The following is a 14,930-nucleotide window of genomic DNA, read 5'->3' as shown; positions in this document are numbered from 1 at the left end:
GACCCCCGTGTACGTCCCGCGGCCGCCATCAGCCGCGCCCGCCGAGACCGAATGGACTGGCACACCCACACCACCGACGCGGTCTGTGAGGAACTGGGAACGACAGGGGCGGGACTCCCGGCCGACCGGGCCGCGACGCGGCGCGCCACCGTCGGCCCCAACGAGATTACGGGGGCCAGCGGGCGCGGCCCGGTTCGCATCCTGCTCGCGCAGTTCGCCAGCGCGCTCGTCTGGGTGTTGGTCGCCGCGGCGGCGCTGTCGGCCGCGGTCGGCCACGCCATCGACGCGGCCCTCATCGCCGTCATCCTGCTGTTGAACGGCCTGTTCGGCTTCGCACAGGAGTACCGCGCCGAGCGGAGTCTCGACGCGCTCCGCGAGATGGCGACGCCGACGGCCGCGGTCCGGCGCGACGGGGCGGTCCGGTCCGTGGCGGCGACGGCGCTCGTCCCCGGCGACGTGGTAGAGGTGGAACAGGGCGACGTGGTGCCGGCGGACTCCCGGCTGCTCGAAACGGAGGGGTTGGAAGTCGACGAGGCACCGCTCACCGGCGAGAGCCTCCCCGTCGAGAAGACCACCGACCCGCTGGACGCGGCGACCCCGCTCGCCGAGCGCGAGAACATGGTTTACAAGGGAACGAGCGTCGCCCGCGGCCGCGGTGTCGCCGTCGTCGTCGAGACGGGAATGGGGACAGAGGTCGGCGAGATAGCGACGGCGCTGGTCGAGGCCGAGGACCCGAAGACGCCGCTCCAGCGCGACCTCGACCGGCTGGGCCGCCGCCTCGGGGCCGCAGTCGTAGCGCTGTCGGCGGTCGTCGTCCCGCTGTTGCTCGTCCGGGGGCGCGACCTCGTACAGGCCGGACTGACGGCCGTCTCGCTGGCGGTCGCGGCCGTCCCCGAGGGCCTGCCAGCGGTCGTCACGCTGACGCTGGCGCTGGGCGTCCGTCGGATGGCCGACGAGCACGCGCTCGTCCGGACGCTCCCGGCGGTCGAGGCCCTCGGGGCGGTCGACGTGGTCTGTACGGACAAGACGGGGACGCTGACGGAGGGCGAGATGCGCGTCCGGGCCGCGTGGGTCGACGACGAGCGCCGCTCGCTCGCCGACGCCGAGGCGCGGTCGGTCGGAGACGACGCGGGGCTCGACCGCCTGCTCGAAATCGGGGCGGTCTGCAACGACGCGACGGCGACGACGGGCGACCCGACCGAGCGCGCGCTGGTCGCGGCCGCCGAAGACCACGGCTACGACACCGACCGCCTCCGGGCCGAGCGCCCGCGCCGGGAGACGGTCCCGTTCTCGGCCGAGCGAAAGCGGATGGCGACGGTTCACGACGACGCGGTCTTCGTCAAGGGCGCGCCCGCCGTCGTCTTGGAGCGGTCGACACGGCTCCTCGGTCCCGACGGCCCCGTCGAGTTAGACGCCGAGGCCCGGTCCCGAGTCGAGTCCCGCATCGACGACCTCGCGGCCGACGCGCTCCGCGTCCTCGGGTTCGCCTACCGGGACCGGCCGGCCGACGCGGCGACCGACGACGTGGAGTCCGAGTTGGTGTTCGTCGGGCTGCTCGGGCTGTTGGACCCGCCCCGCGCGGAGGTGCCGGCGGCCGTCGCCGACACGAAGCGGGCCGGCATCGACGTGAAGCTGATAACCGGTGACAACCCGACGACCGCCCGGGCCGTCGCCGCGCAGGTCGGCATCGAGTCGTCGGTCCTCACCGGGCAAGAGGTCGCCGCGCTCTCCGACGCCGACCTGCGCGACCGGGTCGAGTCCGTCGACGTGTTCGCCCGCGCCGAGCCGAGCCACAAGGTCCGCATCCTCGACGCCCTACAGGACAACGGCCACGCCGTGGCGATGACCGGCGACGGCGTCAACGACGCGCCGGCGCTGAAAAACGCCGACGTGGGCATCGCCATGGGCGTCCGCGGGACCGACGTGGCGAAGCAGGCCAGCGACATCGTCCTGCTCGACGATAACTACGCCTCCATCCGCACCGCTATCGAGCGGGGTCGGGCCGTCTTCGACAACGTCTGGAAGTTCGTCGCCTACCTGCTCAGCGCCAACGTCGCCGAGGTGGCCGTCGTCTTCGTCGCCTCGCTCTTTGGCTACCTCCTCCTCCCGGCGGTCCAGTTGCTCTGGGTGAACCTGCTCACCGACGGCCTCCCGGCGCTGGCGCTCGGGACGGACCCGGCCGGCGACGTGATGGACCGTCGGCCCCGGGACCGCGCCGACGGCATCGTCGACCGCGAGATGCTGACGCTCGTCGCCGGGTCGGGGGTGACGGCGACGGTGCTGTTGCTCGGGCTGACCGTCTACACGCTCGACGGCGCGCCCGCGGTCACCCCCTACGCGATGACGATGGTGTTCACGACGCTGGTCGCGCTGGAGCTGTTGAAGCTGTACGTCATCCGGTGGGCCCGCGAGACGCCGGCGCTGTCGAACCGCTGGCTCGGCGGCGCGGTGTGTGCCTCGGTTGCGCTCCAGTTGACGGTGCTGTACACGCCGCTGCGGGCGTACTTCGGAACCGTCCCGCTGGATGTCGCCGACTGGGCCCTCGTCGGTGCGGTACTCGCGCTCGCCGCGCCGCCCCTCGCCGGCGTCGGCTGGCTCGTCAGACGCCGCGTCGACGACCGGGCGGCGTGACGCCGTCCGCTACGCGGGCAGGAGGTAGTTGACCAGCGCGACGACGAGCCCGGCCAGCCCCATCCGCGCCGCCGCGACGTACCACCGCTGGCCGGAGATAGACCCCATGTACGCCCCGAAAGCTGCGAGGACGCCGACGCCCAGCGCGACACCGGCCAGCGCCGCCGACGCCATCGAGAGGAGTCGTCCCTCCACCAGAAAGGGTGTGAGCGGGACGACGACGCCGACGAGCGGTCCGAGCCCGCTGGCGGCGGCGTGGACGACGCGCGCGCCGCGCCGGTCGCGCCCGACCTGCGTGTCGCCGAGGTCGGTCAGCATCGCCCGCTCGATGCGCCTGACCTCGGCCCGCGTCTCGGCGCGCTCGATCTCCCAGACGCTCCAGACGGCGGAGGTCCCGAGTCCGACGGCCGCCCCCAGCCCGATTTTCACCACCGCCGCCCCGTCGGGCACCCCCGACAGCACCGCGCCGACGACGACGCCGATGCTGGTCAGCGCCCCGTCGAACCCGTTCGAGACGAAGTAGCGCCGCGCGATAGCCCGCACGTCCGCGCGCCGCCACAGCCGCCACAGCCGCTCTCGCTCGGGCGACACGGGCTAGCTGTCCCAGCGCTCCCGGACGACGTGTGTCCCGCGCGCCACTTGGTCGACCGAGTGGACGTTCCCACCGAGGTCCTCGACCGCGTCCTCGACGGCCGGATAGTCGAGCGCGTCCCCCTCTACCGTCAGTTCGACGGTCTGGACCGTACGGTCGTGCTCGACGAGCGAGACGGTGACCCCGTCGACGCTGTCGACGGCCCCGACGGCCTCGCTGAACGCCAGCAGCGACGGCTCGTGAGGTTTCAACACGTCGAGGACGAGCCGACGGAGCGCGGTCCCCATCGTCCGAATCGTCGACGGCGTGTGACTTAATACCACGAGACGGTCGGCGCGCTCGCCGCGGCGAGCGGCGGCGTAGGCAGCGTATACTCAACACCTCACCCGCCGTAGGTGCGCGTAGCCCGGCCGCTTCCCTACCCGGTTGTGCCTCTGACAAACACCGGCGGCCGGGCGGTCCCGTTATCGGCCGCGCTGTTCTAACTCGCCGAACTGCTCCCGGAGCATCGTCTTGCCCACGGCCGTCCTGAGCTTCGCCACCAGTTCCGCCTCGGTGTCGTACGTCAGGACGCGGCCGTCCCACCGGGACCGGGCCGACCGGACCATCGCGGACGTGACCGCGGACTCCTTGGCGAAGACGAGCCGGTCGCGGTACTCCCCGCGGAGTTCGCCCTCCGGCCCGCTCAGGGCTTCGAGGATGCTCCCGGCCTCCTCCCCGACGCCGAAGTTGTGGCCGAGATACGGGAGGACGAACGCGGTCAGGTTCGCGCACTTCGCGTACTCGATGCTCTGTGTCGCGGCGTCGACCTCGTCGGTGTCGATACCCGCGTCCAGCGCGAGGAAGGCGTTGACGCCCGGCGACACCCGGAGCGACCCCTGCACCCGGCGCAGGAACGCTTGCGCCTCGTCTATCGCCTCGCGGTTCCGGAACAGCTTCCGGAGCGGTCCGGGCAGGTCCGCCACGTCGATACCCGCCCGCTCCTCCTCGCTCAGGACGTACTCGAGGTTGAACGACTTGTACGGCCCCATCAGGTACAGCAGGAACTCGTCGCGGGGAACGTCGCCCAGTTCTGCGACGAGGCGCGCCCGAGAGATGTCGGTCGCCATACCCCGCGTTCACCCCGATATATAATAAAAGACGGCTCTTTTGACGACCATCAACTCGACAACGACTAAGTCCGAGCGGAACGAGCGTCCGCGTATGGAGACGACCGGGGCCGGGGGACCGACCGACCCGAACGACGACGAGTGGGAGCTACCCACAAACAGCGTGCTGGAACTGGACGACTACCTCGAGATGCAGAAGGCCGTCGCCGACCGGACTCGCTTCCGGATACTGGCCTACCTCGCCGACCACGACTCGGTCACGCCGACGGCCCTGCGCGAGGCAGTCGCCGCGGAGATAGACGACAGCACGTTCCACTACCACCTCGCGAAACTGGTCGACGTTGGGTTGGTCAACAAGCGGGCGGCGAGTGACCCCGACAGCGGCGTGCACCGGTACTACCGCGCCAGCGTCTTCGGCGAGGTCCTCCTGGACCACGGCATCCGGGAACTCCTCTCCCGCGAGTGGGAGATGGCGGAGGCCTACGACAGCAGTCGGACGGCGTAGCGCAGTCGGACGGCGTCGCCCTCCGGTGGCCGGCTACACCTCGGTCCCGTCGACCGTGACGTGGCGGTCGCTCGTTATCCGGACGCTGTGGGCAGCAAAGTCGAAGCGAAGCTCCCACGGCTCGCCGTCGTGTGCCAGCAGCGTCTCGACGGCGTCGGGTTCGACGGCGTGGTACAGTTGTGTTTCGAGCATCGCCGGCTCGACGCCCTCCGCGGCGGCGACGCCTTCGAGTACCCGCTCGACGACTGCGTGGTCCGCGGCGGGGCCCGACTCGTCGACCGCGCCGCCGGTCGGTCGAGGCGAGTCGAGCGGCGTGACGACAGCCTCGTAGTCGGGCAGGCCGTCGTCGCGCCGACACTCCCACGCGCCGGCGACGCCGACCCCGTTCTCGACGGCGCTTTCGATTAACTCCGCCAGCGCAGACTCGAACTTCGCAGCGGTCGTGACCTCGTCGGACGGTGAATCTGTGGGCATGGTACTGAACGGAACCACCACGACGCGTCGTCTGGGTGTGGAGTGTGACAAAGTCACACGGCGGACCACCGGCGCGGTAGGCGTCTCCTCGTGCGAGTTTCGAGGGCCTGATACTTATCGCTGGTGGCTAGCATGGCTCACCAAGCAAAACGGCGACATGGTCGACCAAGCAGACACTCTATCCGTGCGGTGCTCGACGGTCGACTGTGAGCGTCATCGTCGAGGGACAGATACCGGCACGGGACTTCGAACTAGGTCGGATACTGTCTGTGGGAGATGGCCGGCGGGTCGTACTCGAATCGATAGCGCCGGGCGGCGCGGCCGGCATCCCGCTGTTCTGGGCCGACAATCCGGACGCCTCCTTTCTCGACGGCGTCGAGAACCACCCCGCAGTCGACGACCTCCGCGCCGTCGAGGAGCTGTCGGACCGGACGCTGTACGCCCTCGACTGGGACGCCGGCCGGGACCTCCTGTTGCAGGGGCTCGCCGACCACGGCGGGGAGCTGTACCGGGCCAGCGCGGCCGGCGACACGTGGACCTTCGAGTTCGAACTCCCCTCACACGACGGGCTCGACGGGTTCGAGCGGTACTGCGAGAACGCCCGCATTGACCTGACCGTCGAGCGCGTCTACGCCCCGACGGGCCCGGGAGCCGGCCCGTGGTTCGGCGTCACCGCTCCCCAGCGCGAGGCGCTGGCCCACGCCGTCCGCGAGGGCTACTACTCGCTGCCCCGCGGCATCTCGACGCAGGAACTGGCCGACCGGTTCGACATCTCCGACCAAGCCGTCACGGAGCGGTTGCGCCGCGGCATCGAGACGCTCGTCACGAACACGCTTCTCGACGCGATGACCGGCCGCGACGGTCGCTGACCCGCACGCGGCGAGCGCGGGAGGCGGCACAGATACCTTGGTAGACGAGGCTGACGCTGAGTCAGGTACTGCGCGGGGTAGCGACGCACCCAGCGGCGTCTCGCAAACGCGAGCGCGTGAGGCCCAAGCGGCGCTTTCGTGCGCGCAACCACTCTACACAGGCGCGACGGTTCCGCAGTCCGGACAGCGAACCACGGCTCGTTCGTCGACGCCGGCGGCGACGAAGACGTGCCCGCAGTCACACACTACTTGTGCAGGTGACATTACGTGCCAAGCTATACTCCGTCACTGTGATAAATCTGCTCACACGGCGGCGAGTGGTGTCACTGGGTGTAGTTGGCTCCTGAATTGCATCACCAGCATAAGTCCCAGTTCACGACACGATACCTTGGACGTAGATATGCGCGTAGGCGCTTGCCCACACGATTGAGAGTAGGTCACTGACACTCGACGAGATGACGCTCAAAACGGGGTTCAACGAGGCCAGACTCATCCCCGTCTCGGGGAGATATGTTGGGAGAAAGAGGCTAGCTGCACTTCCAATAGCGATCACCCCGATAAGCACGAATTTTCTTCGGTAGTTCGTCGTGATACGCCAACTCACGCGGAATGATTTGAGCGGGCCGTACTGGCCGATGACACACGCCTCAAGTGCGAACCAGAACTTGTACAGGAGAAACAGAAACGGCACGGCAAAGGTGATTCCACCGATCGCTACAGTGACGGGGAAACTGATCATATCTACCGGTATGACCGGGAGCACACCGACGATAAGGAAGAGTGGTAGTGCTAAGAGGAACGGAACCGTCATCACCAAAAACACGGTGAGAATGACGACTCCGACTAGTGATGGCGTCCGAGCCAGGCTTCGACGTAACCCCTCACGTCTCGTGACGGGCTCGCCGGTCAGTTCACCGGCGACGATAGTTCCTACGTAGGCACGGATCAAGATGATGGACGCAAACGCCGTCAGAGTCTCAACCACGGTAATTGTGGGCATCGGGAGCACGTTGATACTGTCCGTTTCGAGAAGGCGTCTTGCCAAAATGATTATACCCGCGAAAACGACAATTGACGGATAGGACCGAAACAGGCGAACGGACCAGACTAACGTATCGAGAACGCTTCGGCGAGTTGCGGGTATCTCGATGTTGCGGCATTCGAGACAGCCACAGCCATCGACATCGTCTCGGGCCTTGATGGTCGGTGCCACGTCACCCGTGGTTGGGTCGCCGGCAGTAGAAGTTCTTTCGACCGGTGTGTCGGTATGTTCGCTCATTCGGCAGTAACGAATCGGGAGATAGATTCACCGGCGGCAAGCAGGATCGACGGTGGACCAAGCAGTGAGGCGAAGGATTTGAACGCGCGTTTGAGGCTCGGCCGATCGTCCTCGGTGCCGAGAAAGAGCAGTGTCGGATCTTCAGCAACGACGTAGACGCTCATCTCCCGGCCTTTCTCCGAATAGCAGGTGTCCGTAACTTCGATTACGCCGGCCGATTCGAGATTCTCCAAGTGGTAATGGACGTTCTGCACGCTCTGATCGAGTTGCTCGGCGATCCGTGCCGGCGTCGCCGGCGTTTCGTTGAGCAGTCGAAAAATCTCGTAGGCGGTCTCGGAAGACAATGCTTCGATCACGTCTCGCGTCCCGTCGTCGTCGAGACTCAAGACGGCCGGAGTATCGCTTCGTTCGACGGTTGCGTCAGTTTGTGTCGGGAGGATCCGTGACATAGGGTTTGGCTAGTTTCTGTGTGCGGCGGTCGTGGGGATCTGATCTGTTCGGTGGCTGTTCGAAGCTAGCGCACGTAATTGTTGGTGGATGGTCATACTGAGTCCAGCGTATCAGTTGAGGCAGCGATTAATCGCATATAGTAGGCCGTGTACACCGTGTAGAAGTACGCGAAGCCGACAGCGGAAAGAGCGATCCCGACCGGGAGCAGGACAGCGATCGGAATCCCGAGATCGAACGGTAATACGTCAGCTGGGCCAGCATTTGTCATCGTCAACTGGACCAAGTATTCAGGAATGAAGAAGACGTTCAGCAGGACGAGCCACGCCACGGAGAATCCAGTGACGCTTTTGAGGTTCGAGCGAACGAGCCCAACACTTCTCCGGAACGCATCAGTGACACTCGCGTTTTCGATGACGATAGCCGTGTCATAAAACTGCACGAACATAATGACAACAAGGATCGACACGAGCCAAATAAGCAGAGAGATGACGCCTGCTGCGAACGCAGCCATCTCGTGAATCGCGGTGAGCGCCATCGATCCGATACCGAGGATGAACCCGAGGAGCCCGAATCCGATCGCGGTTCCAAACACGAGTAGCACGAACACCACCGTTGCAAGGAGAAGCCGAAGGTAATGAGTCCGGGCCACAGTGAAAAAGTGAGTGAGGGATGCGTCTGTGCCGTTGATCGCAGTTCGGGCAGTGCCGATGAACCCGCCGATAACGAACGGGAAGACGATCAGCCAGGCAAGCGACAGGCCTGCCGAGAGATATGGCGACTCGATGAAGTGATCGACGTACTGCAGCTGGCTGCCTGCCCCGACGAACAGGCCAGCGACGAGCAGGATCGGATTCGCGCGGAGGGCGTTTAATCCATCTTTGAATGCGGAGACGGTGACCATCGTATCTACGAGTTACCGCTGTCATATATTAGCTCGAACGTAGTATCAAAATCATATTTAATCATTTGAGCCCTTGTACCGCCTGTTTCGTGGACATGACGCAAAGCACACTTCGGTGGGGAATCGACTGCGCCGTTGTGGCGCTGGGAGTAGCGATTGCGCTCGGGCTTCTCGTCCTCACCGGGTCGGGTTGCGGACGATTCAGTGGGATAACATTCATTAGGTTGTAAAGCTTCCTTTACTGTAAAGGATGCTTGACACAATAACTCCCGAAACGGATGAACCGAGGCAAGCGCGCCGCACCTACTACCGCGTCGTGTACGCCATCCTCGCTATAGCGATAATCGGCTTATTCGCCGGACTGGCTACCGGACGTGAACTCCTCGGAACGATCATCTACTGTGGGGGTGCATGGATCGGTAGTGGAATCACGTTCCTCGCGCCGAAACTGACCGACGTGCCGCTCCAGGACGAGCGCGATACCGAACTGTACAACCGTGCAAGCGGCTTGACCCTCGGCGTCTTGTTCGTGCTCGGACTCTCTGTCATCCCTGCCATCTACGTGCTCGAAGCCGCGGGACGTATCGAGCCGCCACCGGAAGTGACCGGTGCGATACTGCTTGCTTCGGGACTCTTTCTACTGTGGGGTGTCGCCTACGGAATCGTCAAACGACGGTAACCATCATGGAGAACGACCTCCCACGGCGGCGCGAGGCGGCAGGGCTCAGCCAAGGTGAATTGGCCGAGGCAGTCGGCGTCACCCGACAGACCATCAACGCTATCGAGCGCGACCGATACGACCCATCGCTCGACCTCGCCTTCAAGCTCGCAGCGCATTTCGAGTGCCACATCGAGGACATCTTCGAACCCGGAGAGAACGACTAGACCCAAGAACAAGCGCTAGCTACGCAGAACAGCTGTTCAAAATCCGTTTTGAGTCTCCTGTATGGTTTTGAGGCACGTGTGTTAATCCAATCGGTATCGATGTTCGACACGCTCGCTCTCGTGTTCGGGCCTGGATTCGTCGCTGCGATACTGTGGAGTCCGATTCTACTCAGCAGCCGAATCCGTTCGTTATTCGACGGATTACCACCAGCACGGTCCACGATCGCAAGCTATCTTCTAGTCGCTGTCGCACTGTCGATCCCATTCGGAATTGGGACTGGAATTATTTTTACGACAACGGGTCCAGAGGGTGCCACTCTCTCGAACGCACTGCTGGATATGGCGTTCGCACTCACGATTGCATACGTGGGTGTGCTGCCACTGACCTCAGTCGTCGGCTTACCGCGGATTGGCATTGATTGGGATCCAACCAACTACGGACTCGGCACGTGGCTGTTACTCGTCATCGCGGCACTCTGGTACGCTGCAGTCTTCGTCATCCCACTAGCGTTTTTCGCGTTTATCCTCGCGCTCCCAACCGGATAAGAGACAAGAGGATTTCAACAAAAAATAAGATTGTACACCGACTCGAATCATACAGATGCCCTCCATCTTTGCCAGTCCAGCCATCCGCTATGGTATAAGCCTCGTTAATGCCACGGTCATCGCCCTCATTGCATTCGCCATCCTTGAAGGCTCAATCCGTTGGGTCGCACTCGGAATCGCTGCCCTTGAGGTGGTCGTCACCCCGCAAATACTGAAACGCGCGGCGTAGCATCCTCGGTATCAGCTTCGAGACAACCGACCAAACTGCATCCACAACGTGTTACGGTGTTCAGATAAATGGATTTCACCGTTCGAGGCACACCGGTTCGAGTCACAAAGGGTACGATTATCATCGTGCTCGTCTGTCTGGCGGGGATCACCATCGGCGGGTACGACTATGTTCAACAGTCCGAAGCGGTCGACGATGCCGTGACAGTCGAAGCGGCGATCGAGGAGGCATCCGTCTATCAGTCGGAGAGCCGCGGGAGCTCGGAGTACTACGTTCAAATCGAGTTTACCTATCAGTTCCAGGGAACCCAATATACCGGTGACCAACTGTTCCCCGGTAGTATTAGCCCATCGTATGATACGCGAGCAGACGCCCAGTCAGCGATTGAGCCGTATGAAGCAGGTGAGACGGTGACGGCATACGTCGACCCTGCCGACCCGAGTGATGGGTTCCTCGAGCGGCAGACGATAACAAGTCCATTCGAATTCATGGCTATCGGTGGGCTCGGTTTGCTCCTTATCGCACTCAACGCGATCGGTGCGCGAAAACCAGGGGCTGAGACAGCGCTCCGCTCCGAACACGAATACACCTCGACACGGTATCAAACGCTGTTCGGTGCCGACCGAGAAACAGTCCACAGACTCAGTATACGGCTACTCAAGATAGCACTATTCGTTCTACCGGTCTCAGTAGTGAGTGTTGCGGCAGTTCTTCTCTTCGCTGGATCCGGAAGTGGCGATCCAGTCCACCTACAAGTTACACTGACGGACCCAATCGGTGTGCTACTCGGGATCGTATTTCTGGCGGCAATCACGCTGTTCATCTCAGTATTGCTCTACTCCGTCTGGTCGTTCACCGAATACAGGCGACTCCGCGAGCGTATTCCGGAACCGCGACCGCCAAGCCCGTTTACACATCTCACGCGGCTCGTCACTATCTGTCTCGGCAACTACGAACTCGATGCCTATGGAAAGCGAATACAAAAGACCGGAGTCGCGTTCTTGCTAATACTCTTTTTCCTCGGTGCACTCGTACAGATACTGATATTCTGAATAGCAATCAACTGCCGTGTTGAATAGCGATCGAACCGGCTTATATCACGGAGTAGAAGGACGAAGTCGAGGAAATCGACTTCGTTGAGCGGTGTCGGAAGCTAGTCAAACAAGCTTTGGGAAAGCACGCTGGCTCGCCCGCTAGAAGCACGTCGTGTTGCACTATCTACGCTCTCCGAAGATGAACCCAGGTACGAGGATCGTGAGCAAGAGGAGAATCGCCGTGGTACGGAGGACGCCGGCTGCTTGCTGTCGAACACGAGATCAAACGGGGCCGCGTGCCCCGACCAGACGGCCGGCATCCAACAACCCCAGGGTAGATAACCATCCTCTTCGTCGGAACCGCTCTTCTGTTACTGAATAGTGTGGCGGCACACTAGGCTTTCACCATCGGCCACATACCGGGAGGTATGAGCAAGGACAGAATTGACGCTGAGAGCAAGGTGTCTGGAAACCAAGCGAATATCCCTGCCCGGATTCGTCGGGAACTCGATATCGACGATGGTGATCGACTCCGTTGGCATCGCAAAGACGACGGGGGCATTCGGGTCCAAGTGATCCAACAGCAAACGGGGACGTTCGCCGATTTCGACGGCTACGCTGGTGAGGAGTCGGCCGATGTCACGAGCGATCACGACGCCTGGGATGTCGACGTCAAGAGTTCGACGAGTTTCTCGACTATCTCGTCATAGTCGGTTTCGCAGACGAGAGACAGGCCCCTCGCAAGCGCATCAGGTGAATCAGTGTGCCTATTGGTTGATCTGAGTAGGAACAGGTAGTCCGGCCCATCAAGGATTACTCGCTTCAATCGGTGTCCAATCCGTGCCGATCCAAAAGTTGCGGAACACTTTCCGGATCTAACTCGAAGTCATACCGACCGTGGAGTTCAGCGAGTTGTTCGACCGCTTCGTCATCTGGTTCGCCTGTTTCGGGGAGTATCGCGTCGGTTTCCGCGAAGTACCAGGCGAACTCTCCTGGTGTTATGACCTCCAGAAATCGAAGCGGATCTGGACCCGGATTCCAGAAGGTGTGCCACACACCGCGCTCTTTCACAGCGATCTCACCTGTTTCGACCAGCGACACGTCGTCTCCCTCTTGGACACCCATCTGCCCCTCAAGGATATACGAGATTTCGTCTTCGTTGCTGTGTCGGTGGAGTGGCGCCGCGAGTTTCTCTGGGGGCAACGTGTGTTCGACGATAGCTACGTTGTTGGCTCCGTTTCCCGGTGCGACTTTGAGTTCAGCTCCAAGGTTCCGGTCAAGGCCGACTGTGACGGAATACTTCCCGTGACGAGTTGGATCGGACATCCGACTGGGTACACCCACGGACGACATATCGGAGGACAGTAATAATTGTCAGGGCGTACTGGGCGAGCTGCTTCTCCTCTCGCGCCGTTTCGCACATACGAACCGTTCTCTGTACCTTCGAGAGCTTACTCGAGTGCGTGGACCCCCTCGGCGTCACCGTAGTAGATCCGATCGTCAGCGATAGCGATGGGATATCCACCGTACGACGCTCCCGGCTGCCGTGACCACAACCGTTCTCCCGTCTCAGCATCGAAGACGTGGAGTACGCCTGAATCAGCGGGGGCATCTCTAGGCGAACACTCTTCGCCGGCGTCGAGAACATCGGGTGTAGTCTCGACACCGACCGTCTCGTCGACGGGACGACGAAATCACCCCTCAAGTAACGACCGAGCACGGTCGACGTACTGGTTTGTCTCCCAACTTCGAGCCTCGGCAATCGCATCGAGAGATGAACTCGCAACACCAGCATCCATCTGCCCATTCCGAACGAACACCGAGAACAACGTCGGTGTCGTGACCAGTCGTGTGTCGGCCAGCGAGGCATGAATCAAGCCGAGTTGGTTGAACTCATCGCACAACAACATCGCGGCGTCGGTCCCGTTCGAGAGCGTGACGGCAGCGTTCTCTCCATCGTCGAGTGGGAAGGCCGCATCGAGTGAAACTGACCGGACGGAAAACCCATCAGCGTGGTCGAGTACAGCTTGGGCACCACGGCCGTGTGCATCAGCATACGAGGCGACATCCTCGAGTTCGTCGACGACAATCTCCGGGACCAGTGCCTCGTAGGTGTCTAGGCACAAAGCCAGCGGGTCAGTCTCCGCCGTCCCGACGATTCCAAGACTCACCAGCGCCGACGTATCCGCAACGAGAACCGACATCTATAGCTCAGCGAGGTCCTCGATGTGTCCTTCATCCAGTTGCTGTTTGAGGACGCGAAGGTTGGCCGCTTCTTCCGCACCGACGAGAGATTTCACCTGCTCAAAGGTCACCTCGTCATCATAGTAGGCAGTTGCAATCTCTTGGACGAGCGCATCGTCGTGGGTTGCCTCCTGCAGATACTCGCGGAGGGCTGTCACGAGGATATCCGTTCTATCTTCCCCAAGAACGTCCGCAAGGGCGTCTGTCCGGTCTATCAACCGGTGTGGGGCACGAAATTGGACGCGCTTCTTGTCGGAACTCATTATGTGTATGTTGTGAGCCACGACACTTAGCGGTTTTCGTGTGTACAATGTGAGCATATACGGTGAACTATTGTCGGTGCAAACCGTCCGAGTCTGTGTTAACCAACAGCGGCTGTCCACGAGGTTCAGTGTTGGTTAACTCCGGCGGCTTGGCGAGGCCGTGGACAAGTACGGTGTCGATGTCGCCTCAAGGTGACCGGGCTCTGTTACCCTCAGCAGAGGGTCTGTACTGGATTGGTTCGGTCAATACAGGGAACGAAGACGAAGCACTCGCGAAAGCAGCTGCTGCCTTCGCTCATCGCGACGGCCGTCCAGACCCGCTCTTTAGTCACGCAAAGTCAGACACATTCGACCTCGCAGTCAAATTGGAATCACTCTCTTTAGCCGTCAGCAACACTCTTTGGGGGGAACAGAATATGGTCGCTCAGCTGGGTACCAGCGAAGCCGAAGCCTCACTTAAGCAAGCGCGGGAGAACTCCGACTTCGACAACGGAGAATCAATCATCTTCGACGAATGGGGCAATAAACTAACCAACGAAAGCGAGCTCCAGTCTGCCCTTGAAAAACTCGGAGACAGTGGCTGGCTCATCGTTAGTATCGGGCTCAAACCAACAGGAGCTGGGGAAGAAAACGAAGACTACATCGGTAACATCTACGAGATCCATTGTCCGACCTGTGAAGGTCCGCGAAATGCTGAGTGTGTTAATGTCGTCTATGATGACCGGAACGACAGGCACGACGGGGCCTGGTCGTGTCAAGATTGCAGTTCCAATTTCCGCGCCGTTCACCCTCGAGGGCCCGCCAGCCAACAGAACTCTCACCGGTGAGCGGTAACCGGACTCACTCCGATTGTCCTAGGTCTGCCTTGATATAATGGATATTCTCCCGAACCGTTTCTGTCTCGATACCGCGTTTCTCC

General features: G+C 62.2%; 19 protein-coding genes. 9 read left to right on the top strand and 10 right to left on the bottom strand.

What is annotated here, in order from left to right; all coding sequences use genetic code 11:
- The first annotated feature begins 51 nt into the window (after nt 1–51).
- Complete coding sequence (locus ACV7JO_RS16355; RefSeq protein WP_470356164.1) at nt 52–2,631, top strand: cation-translocating P-type ATPase; 2,580 nt, start codon at nt 52–54, stop codon at nt 2,629–2,631.
- A gap of 9 nt (nt 2,632–2,640) precedes the next feature.
- Here the strand turns inward: ACV7JO_RS16355 and ACV7JO_RS16350 are convergent, their stop codons facing one another.
- From ACV7JO_RS16350 to ACV7JO_RS16340, 3 genes are all read right to left on the bottom strand, one after another.
- The gene (locus ACV7JO_RS16350; protein ID WP_470356163.1) at nt 2,641–3,222 is read right to left on the bottom strand and encodes a VIT1/CCC1 transporter family protein; all 582 of its coding nucleotides are present in this window, start codon (nt 3,220–3,222) and stop codon (nt 2,641–2,643) included.
- Between the two features lie 3 nt (nt 3,223–3,225).
- Nucleotides 3,226–3,510 (bottom strand): DUF211 domain-containing protein, encoded by a 285-nt coding sequence (locus ACV7JO_RS16345; protein WP_470356162.1) that lies wholly within the window; start codon nt 3,508–3,510, stop codon nt 3,226–3,228.
- A gap of 177 nt (nt 3,511–3,687) precedes the next feature.
- Nucleotides 3,688–4,332 (bottom strand): DUF7509 family protein, encoded by a 645-nt coding sequence (locus ACV7JO_RS16340; RefSeq protein WP_470356161.1) that lies wholly within the window; start codon nt 4,330–4,332, stop codon nt 3,688–3,690.
- 94 nt (nt 4,333–4,426) lie between these two features.
- Between ACV7JO_RS16340 and ACV7JO_RS16335 the strand changes: the two genes are divergently transcribed.
- A complete protein-coding gene (locus ACV7JO_RS16335) occupies nt 4,427–4,837 on the top strand; it encodes a winged helix-turn-helix domain-containing protein (RefSeq protein ID WP_470356160.1) in 411 nt (136 codons plus the stop codon).
- A gap of 33 nt (nt 4,838–4,870) precedes the next feature.
- Here the strand turns inward: ACV7JO_RS16335 and ACV7JO_RS16330 are convergent, their stop codons facing one another.
- Nucleotides 4,871–5,311, bottom strand: coding sequence for a HalOD1 output domain-containing protein (locus ACV7JO_RS16330; RefSeq protein ID WP_470356159.1), 441 nt, complete (start codon nt 5,309–5,311; stop codon nt 4,871–4,873).
- 206 nt (nt 5,312–5,517) lie between these two features.
- Between ACV7JO_RS16330 and ACV7JO_RS16325 the strand changes: the two genes are divergently transcribed.
- Nucleotides 5,518–6,180, top strand: coding sequence for a helix-turn-helix domain-containing protein (locus tag ACV7JO_RS16325; protein WP_470356158.1), 663 nt, complete (start codon nt 5,518–5,520; stop codon nt 6,178–6,180).
- Nucleotides 6,181–6,553: 373 nt separating this feature from the next.
- Here ACV7JO_RS16325 and ACV7JO_RS16320 read toward each other — a convergent pair whose 3' ends face one another.
- From ACV7JO_RS16320 to ACV7JO_RS16310, 3 genes are all read right to left on the bottom strand, one after another.
- Nucleotides 6,554–7,393: a DUF7847 domain-containing protein gene (locus ACV7JO_RS16320; protein WP_470356157.1), complete on the bottom strand. Its 840-nt coding sequence runs from the start codon at nt 7,391–7,393 to the stop codon at nt 6,554–6,556.
- Between the two features lie 62 nt (nt 7,394–7,455).
- Nucleotides 7,456–7,908 carry an ArsR/SmtB family transcription factor gene (locus ACV7JO_RS16315; protein WP_470356156.1) on the bottom strand — a complete coding sequence of 151 codons (453 nt, stop codon included), beginning with the start codon at nt 7,906–7,908 and terminating at the stop codon, nt 7,456–7,458.
- Between the two features lie 92 nt (nt 7,909–8,000).
- On the bottom strand, nt 8,001–8,810 hold the full coding sequence (locus tag ACV7JO_RS16310) for a DUF7847 domain-containing protein (protein WP_470356155.1): 810 nt from the start codon (nt 8,808–8,810) through the stop codon (nt 8,001–8,003).
- 250 nt (nt 8,811–9,060) lie between these two features.
- Here ACV7JO_RS16310 and ACV7JO_RS16305 point away from each other — a divergent pair, with 250 nt between their 5' ends.
- The 5 genes from ACV7JO_RS16305 (at nt 9,061) to ACV7JO_RS16285 (ending at nt 12,214) form a co-directional block, all read left to right on the top strand.
- A complete protein-coding gene (locus ACV7JO_RS16305) occupies nt 9,061–9,489 on the top strand; it encodes a DUF2178 domain-containing protein (protein WP_470356154.1) in 429 nt (142 codons plus the stop codon).
- 5 nt (nt 9,490–9,494) lie between these two features.
- Nucleotides 9,495–9,695 carry a helix-turn-helix transcriptional regulator gene (locus ACV7JO_RS16300; RefSeq protein WP_470356153.1) on the top strand — a complete coding sequence of 67 codons (201 nt, stop codon included), beginning with the start codon at nt 9,495–9,497 and terminating at the stop codon, nt 9,693–9,695.
- 99 nt (nt 9,696–9,794) lie between these two features.
- Nucleotides 9,795–10,241 (top strand): DUF8162 family protein, encoded by a 447-nt coding sequence (locus ACV7JO_RS16295; RefSeq protein ID WP_470356152.1) that lies wholly within the window; start codon nt 9,795–9,797, stop codon nt 10,239–10,241.
- A gap of 297 nt (nt 10,242–10,538) precedes the next feature.
- The gene (locus ACV7JO_RS16290; RefSeq protein WP_470356151.1) at nt 10,539–11,522 is read left to right on the top strand and encodes a DUF3592 domain-containing protein; all 984 of its coding nucleotides are present in this window, start codon (nt 10,539–10,541) and stop codon (nt 11,520–11,522) included.
- A gap of 410 nt (nt 11,523–11,932) precedes the next feature.
- Nucleotides 11,933–12,214: an AbrB/MazE/SpoVT family DNA-binding domain-containing protein gene (locus ACV7JO_RS16285; RefSeq protein WP_470356150.1), complete on the top strand. Its 282-nt coding sequence runs from the start codon at nt 11,933–11,935 to the stop codon at nt 12,212–12,214.
- Nucleotides 12,215–12,326: 112 nt separating this feature from the next.
- Here ACV7JO_RS16285 and ACV7JO_RS16280 read toward each other — a convergent pair whose 3' ends face one another.
- The 3 genes from ACV7JO_RS16280 to ACV7JO_RS16270 form a co-directional block, all read right to left on the bottom strand.
- Nucleotides 12,327–12,830 (bottom strand): cupin domain-containing protein, encoded by a 504-nt coding sequence (locus tag ACV7JO_RS16280; RefSeq protein WP_470356149.1) that lies wholly within the window; start codon nt 12,828–12,830, stop codon nt 12,327–12,329.
- A gap of 368 nt (nt 12,831–13,198) precedes the next feature.
- The gene (locus tag ACV7JO_RS16275) at nt 13,199–13,708 is read right to left on the bottom strand and encodes a hypothetical protein (protein ID WP_470356148.1); all 510 of its coding nucleotides are present in this window, start codon (nt 13,706–13,708) and stop codon (nt 13,199–13,201) included.
- Complete coding sequence (locus ACV7JO_RS16270; protein WP_470356147.1) at nt 13,709–14,011, bottom strand: hypothetical protein; 303 nt, start codon at nt 14,009–14,011, stop codon at nt 13,709–13,711. It abuts the gene before it with no gap.
- A 173-nt stretch (nt 14,012–14,184) separates the two neighbouring features.
- Between ACV7JO_RS16270 and ACV7JO_RS16265 the strand changes: the two genes are divergently transcribed.
- The gene (locus tag ACV7JO_RS16265; RefSeq protein WP_470356146.1) at nt 14,185–14,838 is read left to right on the top strand and encodes a hypothetical protein; all 654 of its coding nucleotides are present in this window, start codon (nt 14,185–14,187) and stop codon (nt 14,836–14,838) included.
- Nucleotides 14,839–14,930 lie beyond the last annotated feature (92 nt).

This window comes from Haloarcula sp. MBLA0138 (genome assembly GCF_055632455.1).
Note: the sequence above shows the minus strand (reverse complement) of the source record. Positions and strands in the feature narration are given on the sequence as shown.

Coding starts and splice junctions, on each gene's coding strand:
- ACV7JO_RS16295 (WP_470356152.1), top strand. CDS start 9,795: ATGTTCGACACGCTCGCTCTCGTGTTCGGGCCTGGATTCGTCGCTGCG.
- ACV7JO_RS16345 (WP_470356162.1), bottom strand. CDS start 3,510: ATGGGGACCGCGCTCCGTCGGCTCGTCCTCGACGTGTTGAAACCTCAC.
- ACV7JO_RS16355 (WP_470356164.1), top strand. CDS start 52: ATGGACTGGCACACCCACACCACCGACGCGGTCTGTGAGGAACTGGGA.
- ACV7JO_RS16340 (WP_470356161.1), bottom strand. CDS start 4,332: ATGGCGACCGACATCTCTCGGGCGCGCCTCGTCGCAGAACTGGGCGAC.
- ACV7JO_RS16285 (WP_470356150.1), top strand. CDS start 11,933: ATGAGCAAGGACAGAATTGACGCTGAGAGCAAGGTGTCTGGAAACCAA.
- ACV7JO_RS16335 (WP_470356160.1), top strand. CDS start 4,427: ATGGAGACGACCGGGGCCGGGGGACCGACCGACCCGAACGACGACGAG.
- ACV7JO_RS16330 (WP_470356159.1), bottom strand. CDS start 5,311: ATGCCCACAGATTCACCGTCCGACGAGGTCACGACCGCTGCGAAGTTC.
- ACV7JO_RS16305 (WP_470356154.1), top strand. CDS start 9,061: ATGCTTGACACAATAACTCCCGAAACGGATGAACCGAGGCAAGCGCGC.
- ACV7JO_RS16280 (WP_470356149.1), bottom strand. CDS start 12,830: ATGTCCGATCCAACTCGTCACGGGAAGTATTCCGTCACAGTCGGCCTT.
- ACV7JO_RS16275 (WP_470356148.1), bottom strand. CDS start 13,708: ATGTCGGTTCTCGTTGCGGATACGTCGGCGCTGGTGAGTCTTGGAATC.
- ACV7JO_RS16315 (WP_470356156.1), bottom strand. CDS start 7,908: ATGTCACGGATCCTCCCGACACAAACTGACGCAACCGTCGAACGAAGC.
- ACV7JO_RS16300 (WP_470356153.1), top strand. CDS start 9,495: ATGGAGAACGACCTCCCACGGCGGCGCGAGGCGGCAGGGCTCAGCCAA.
- ACV7JO_RS16290 (WP_470356151.1), top strand. CDS start 10,539: ATGGATTTCACCGTTCGAGGCACACCGGTTCGAGTCACAAAGGGTACG.
- ACV7JO_RS16270 (WP_470356147.1), bottom strand. CDS start 14,011: ATGAGTTCCGACAAGAAGCGCGTCCAATTTCGTGCCCCACACCGGTTG.
- ACV7JO_RS16310 (WP_470356155.1), bottom strand. CDS start 8,810: ATGGTCACCGTCTCCGCATTCAAAGATGGATTAAACGCCCTCCGCGCG.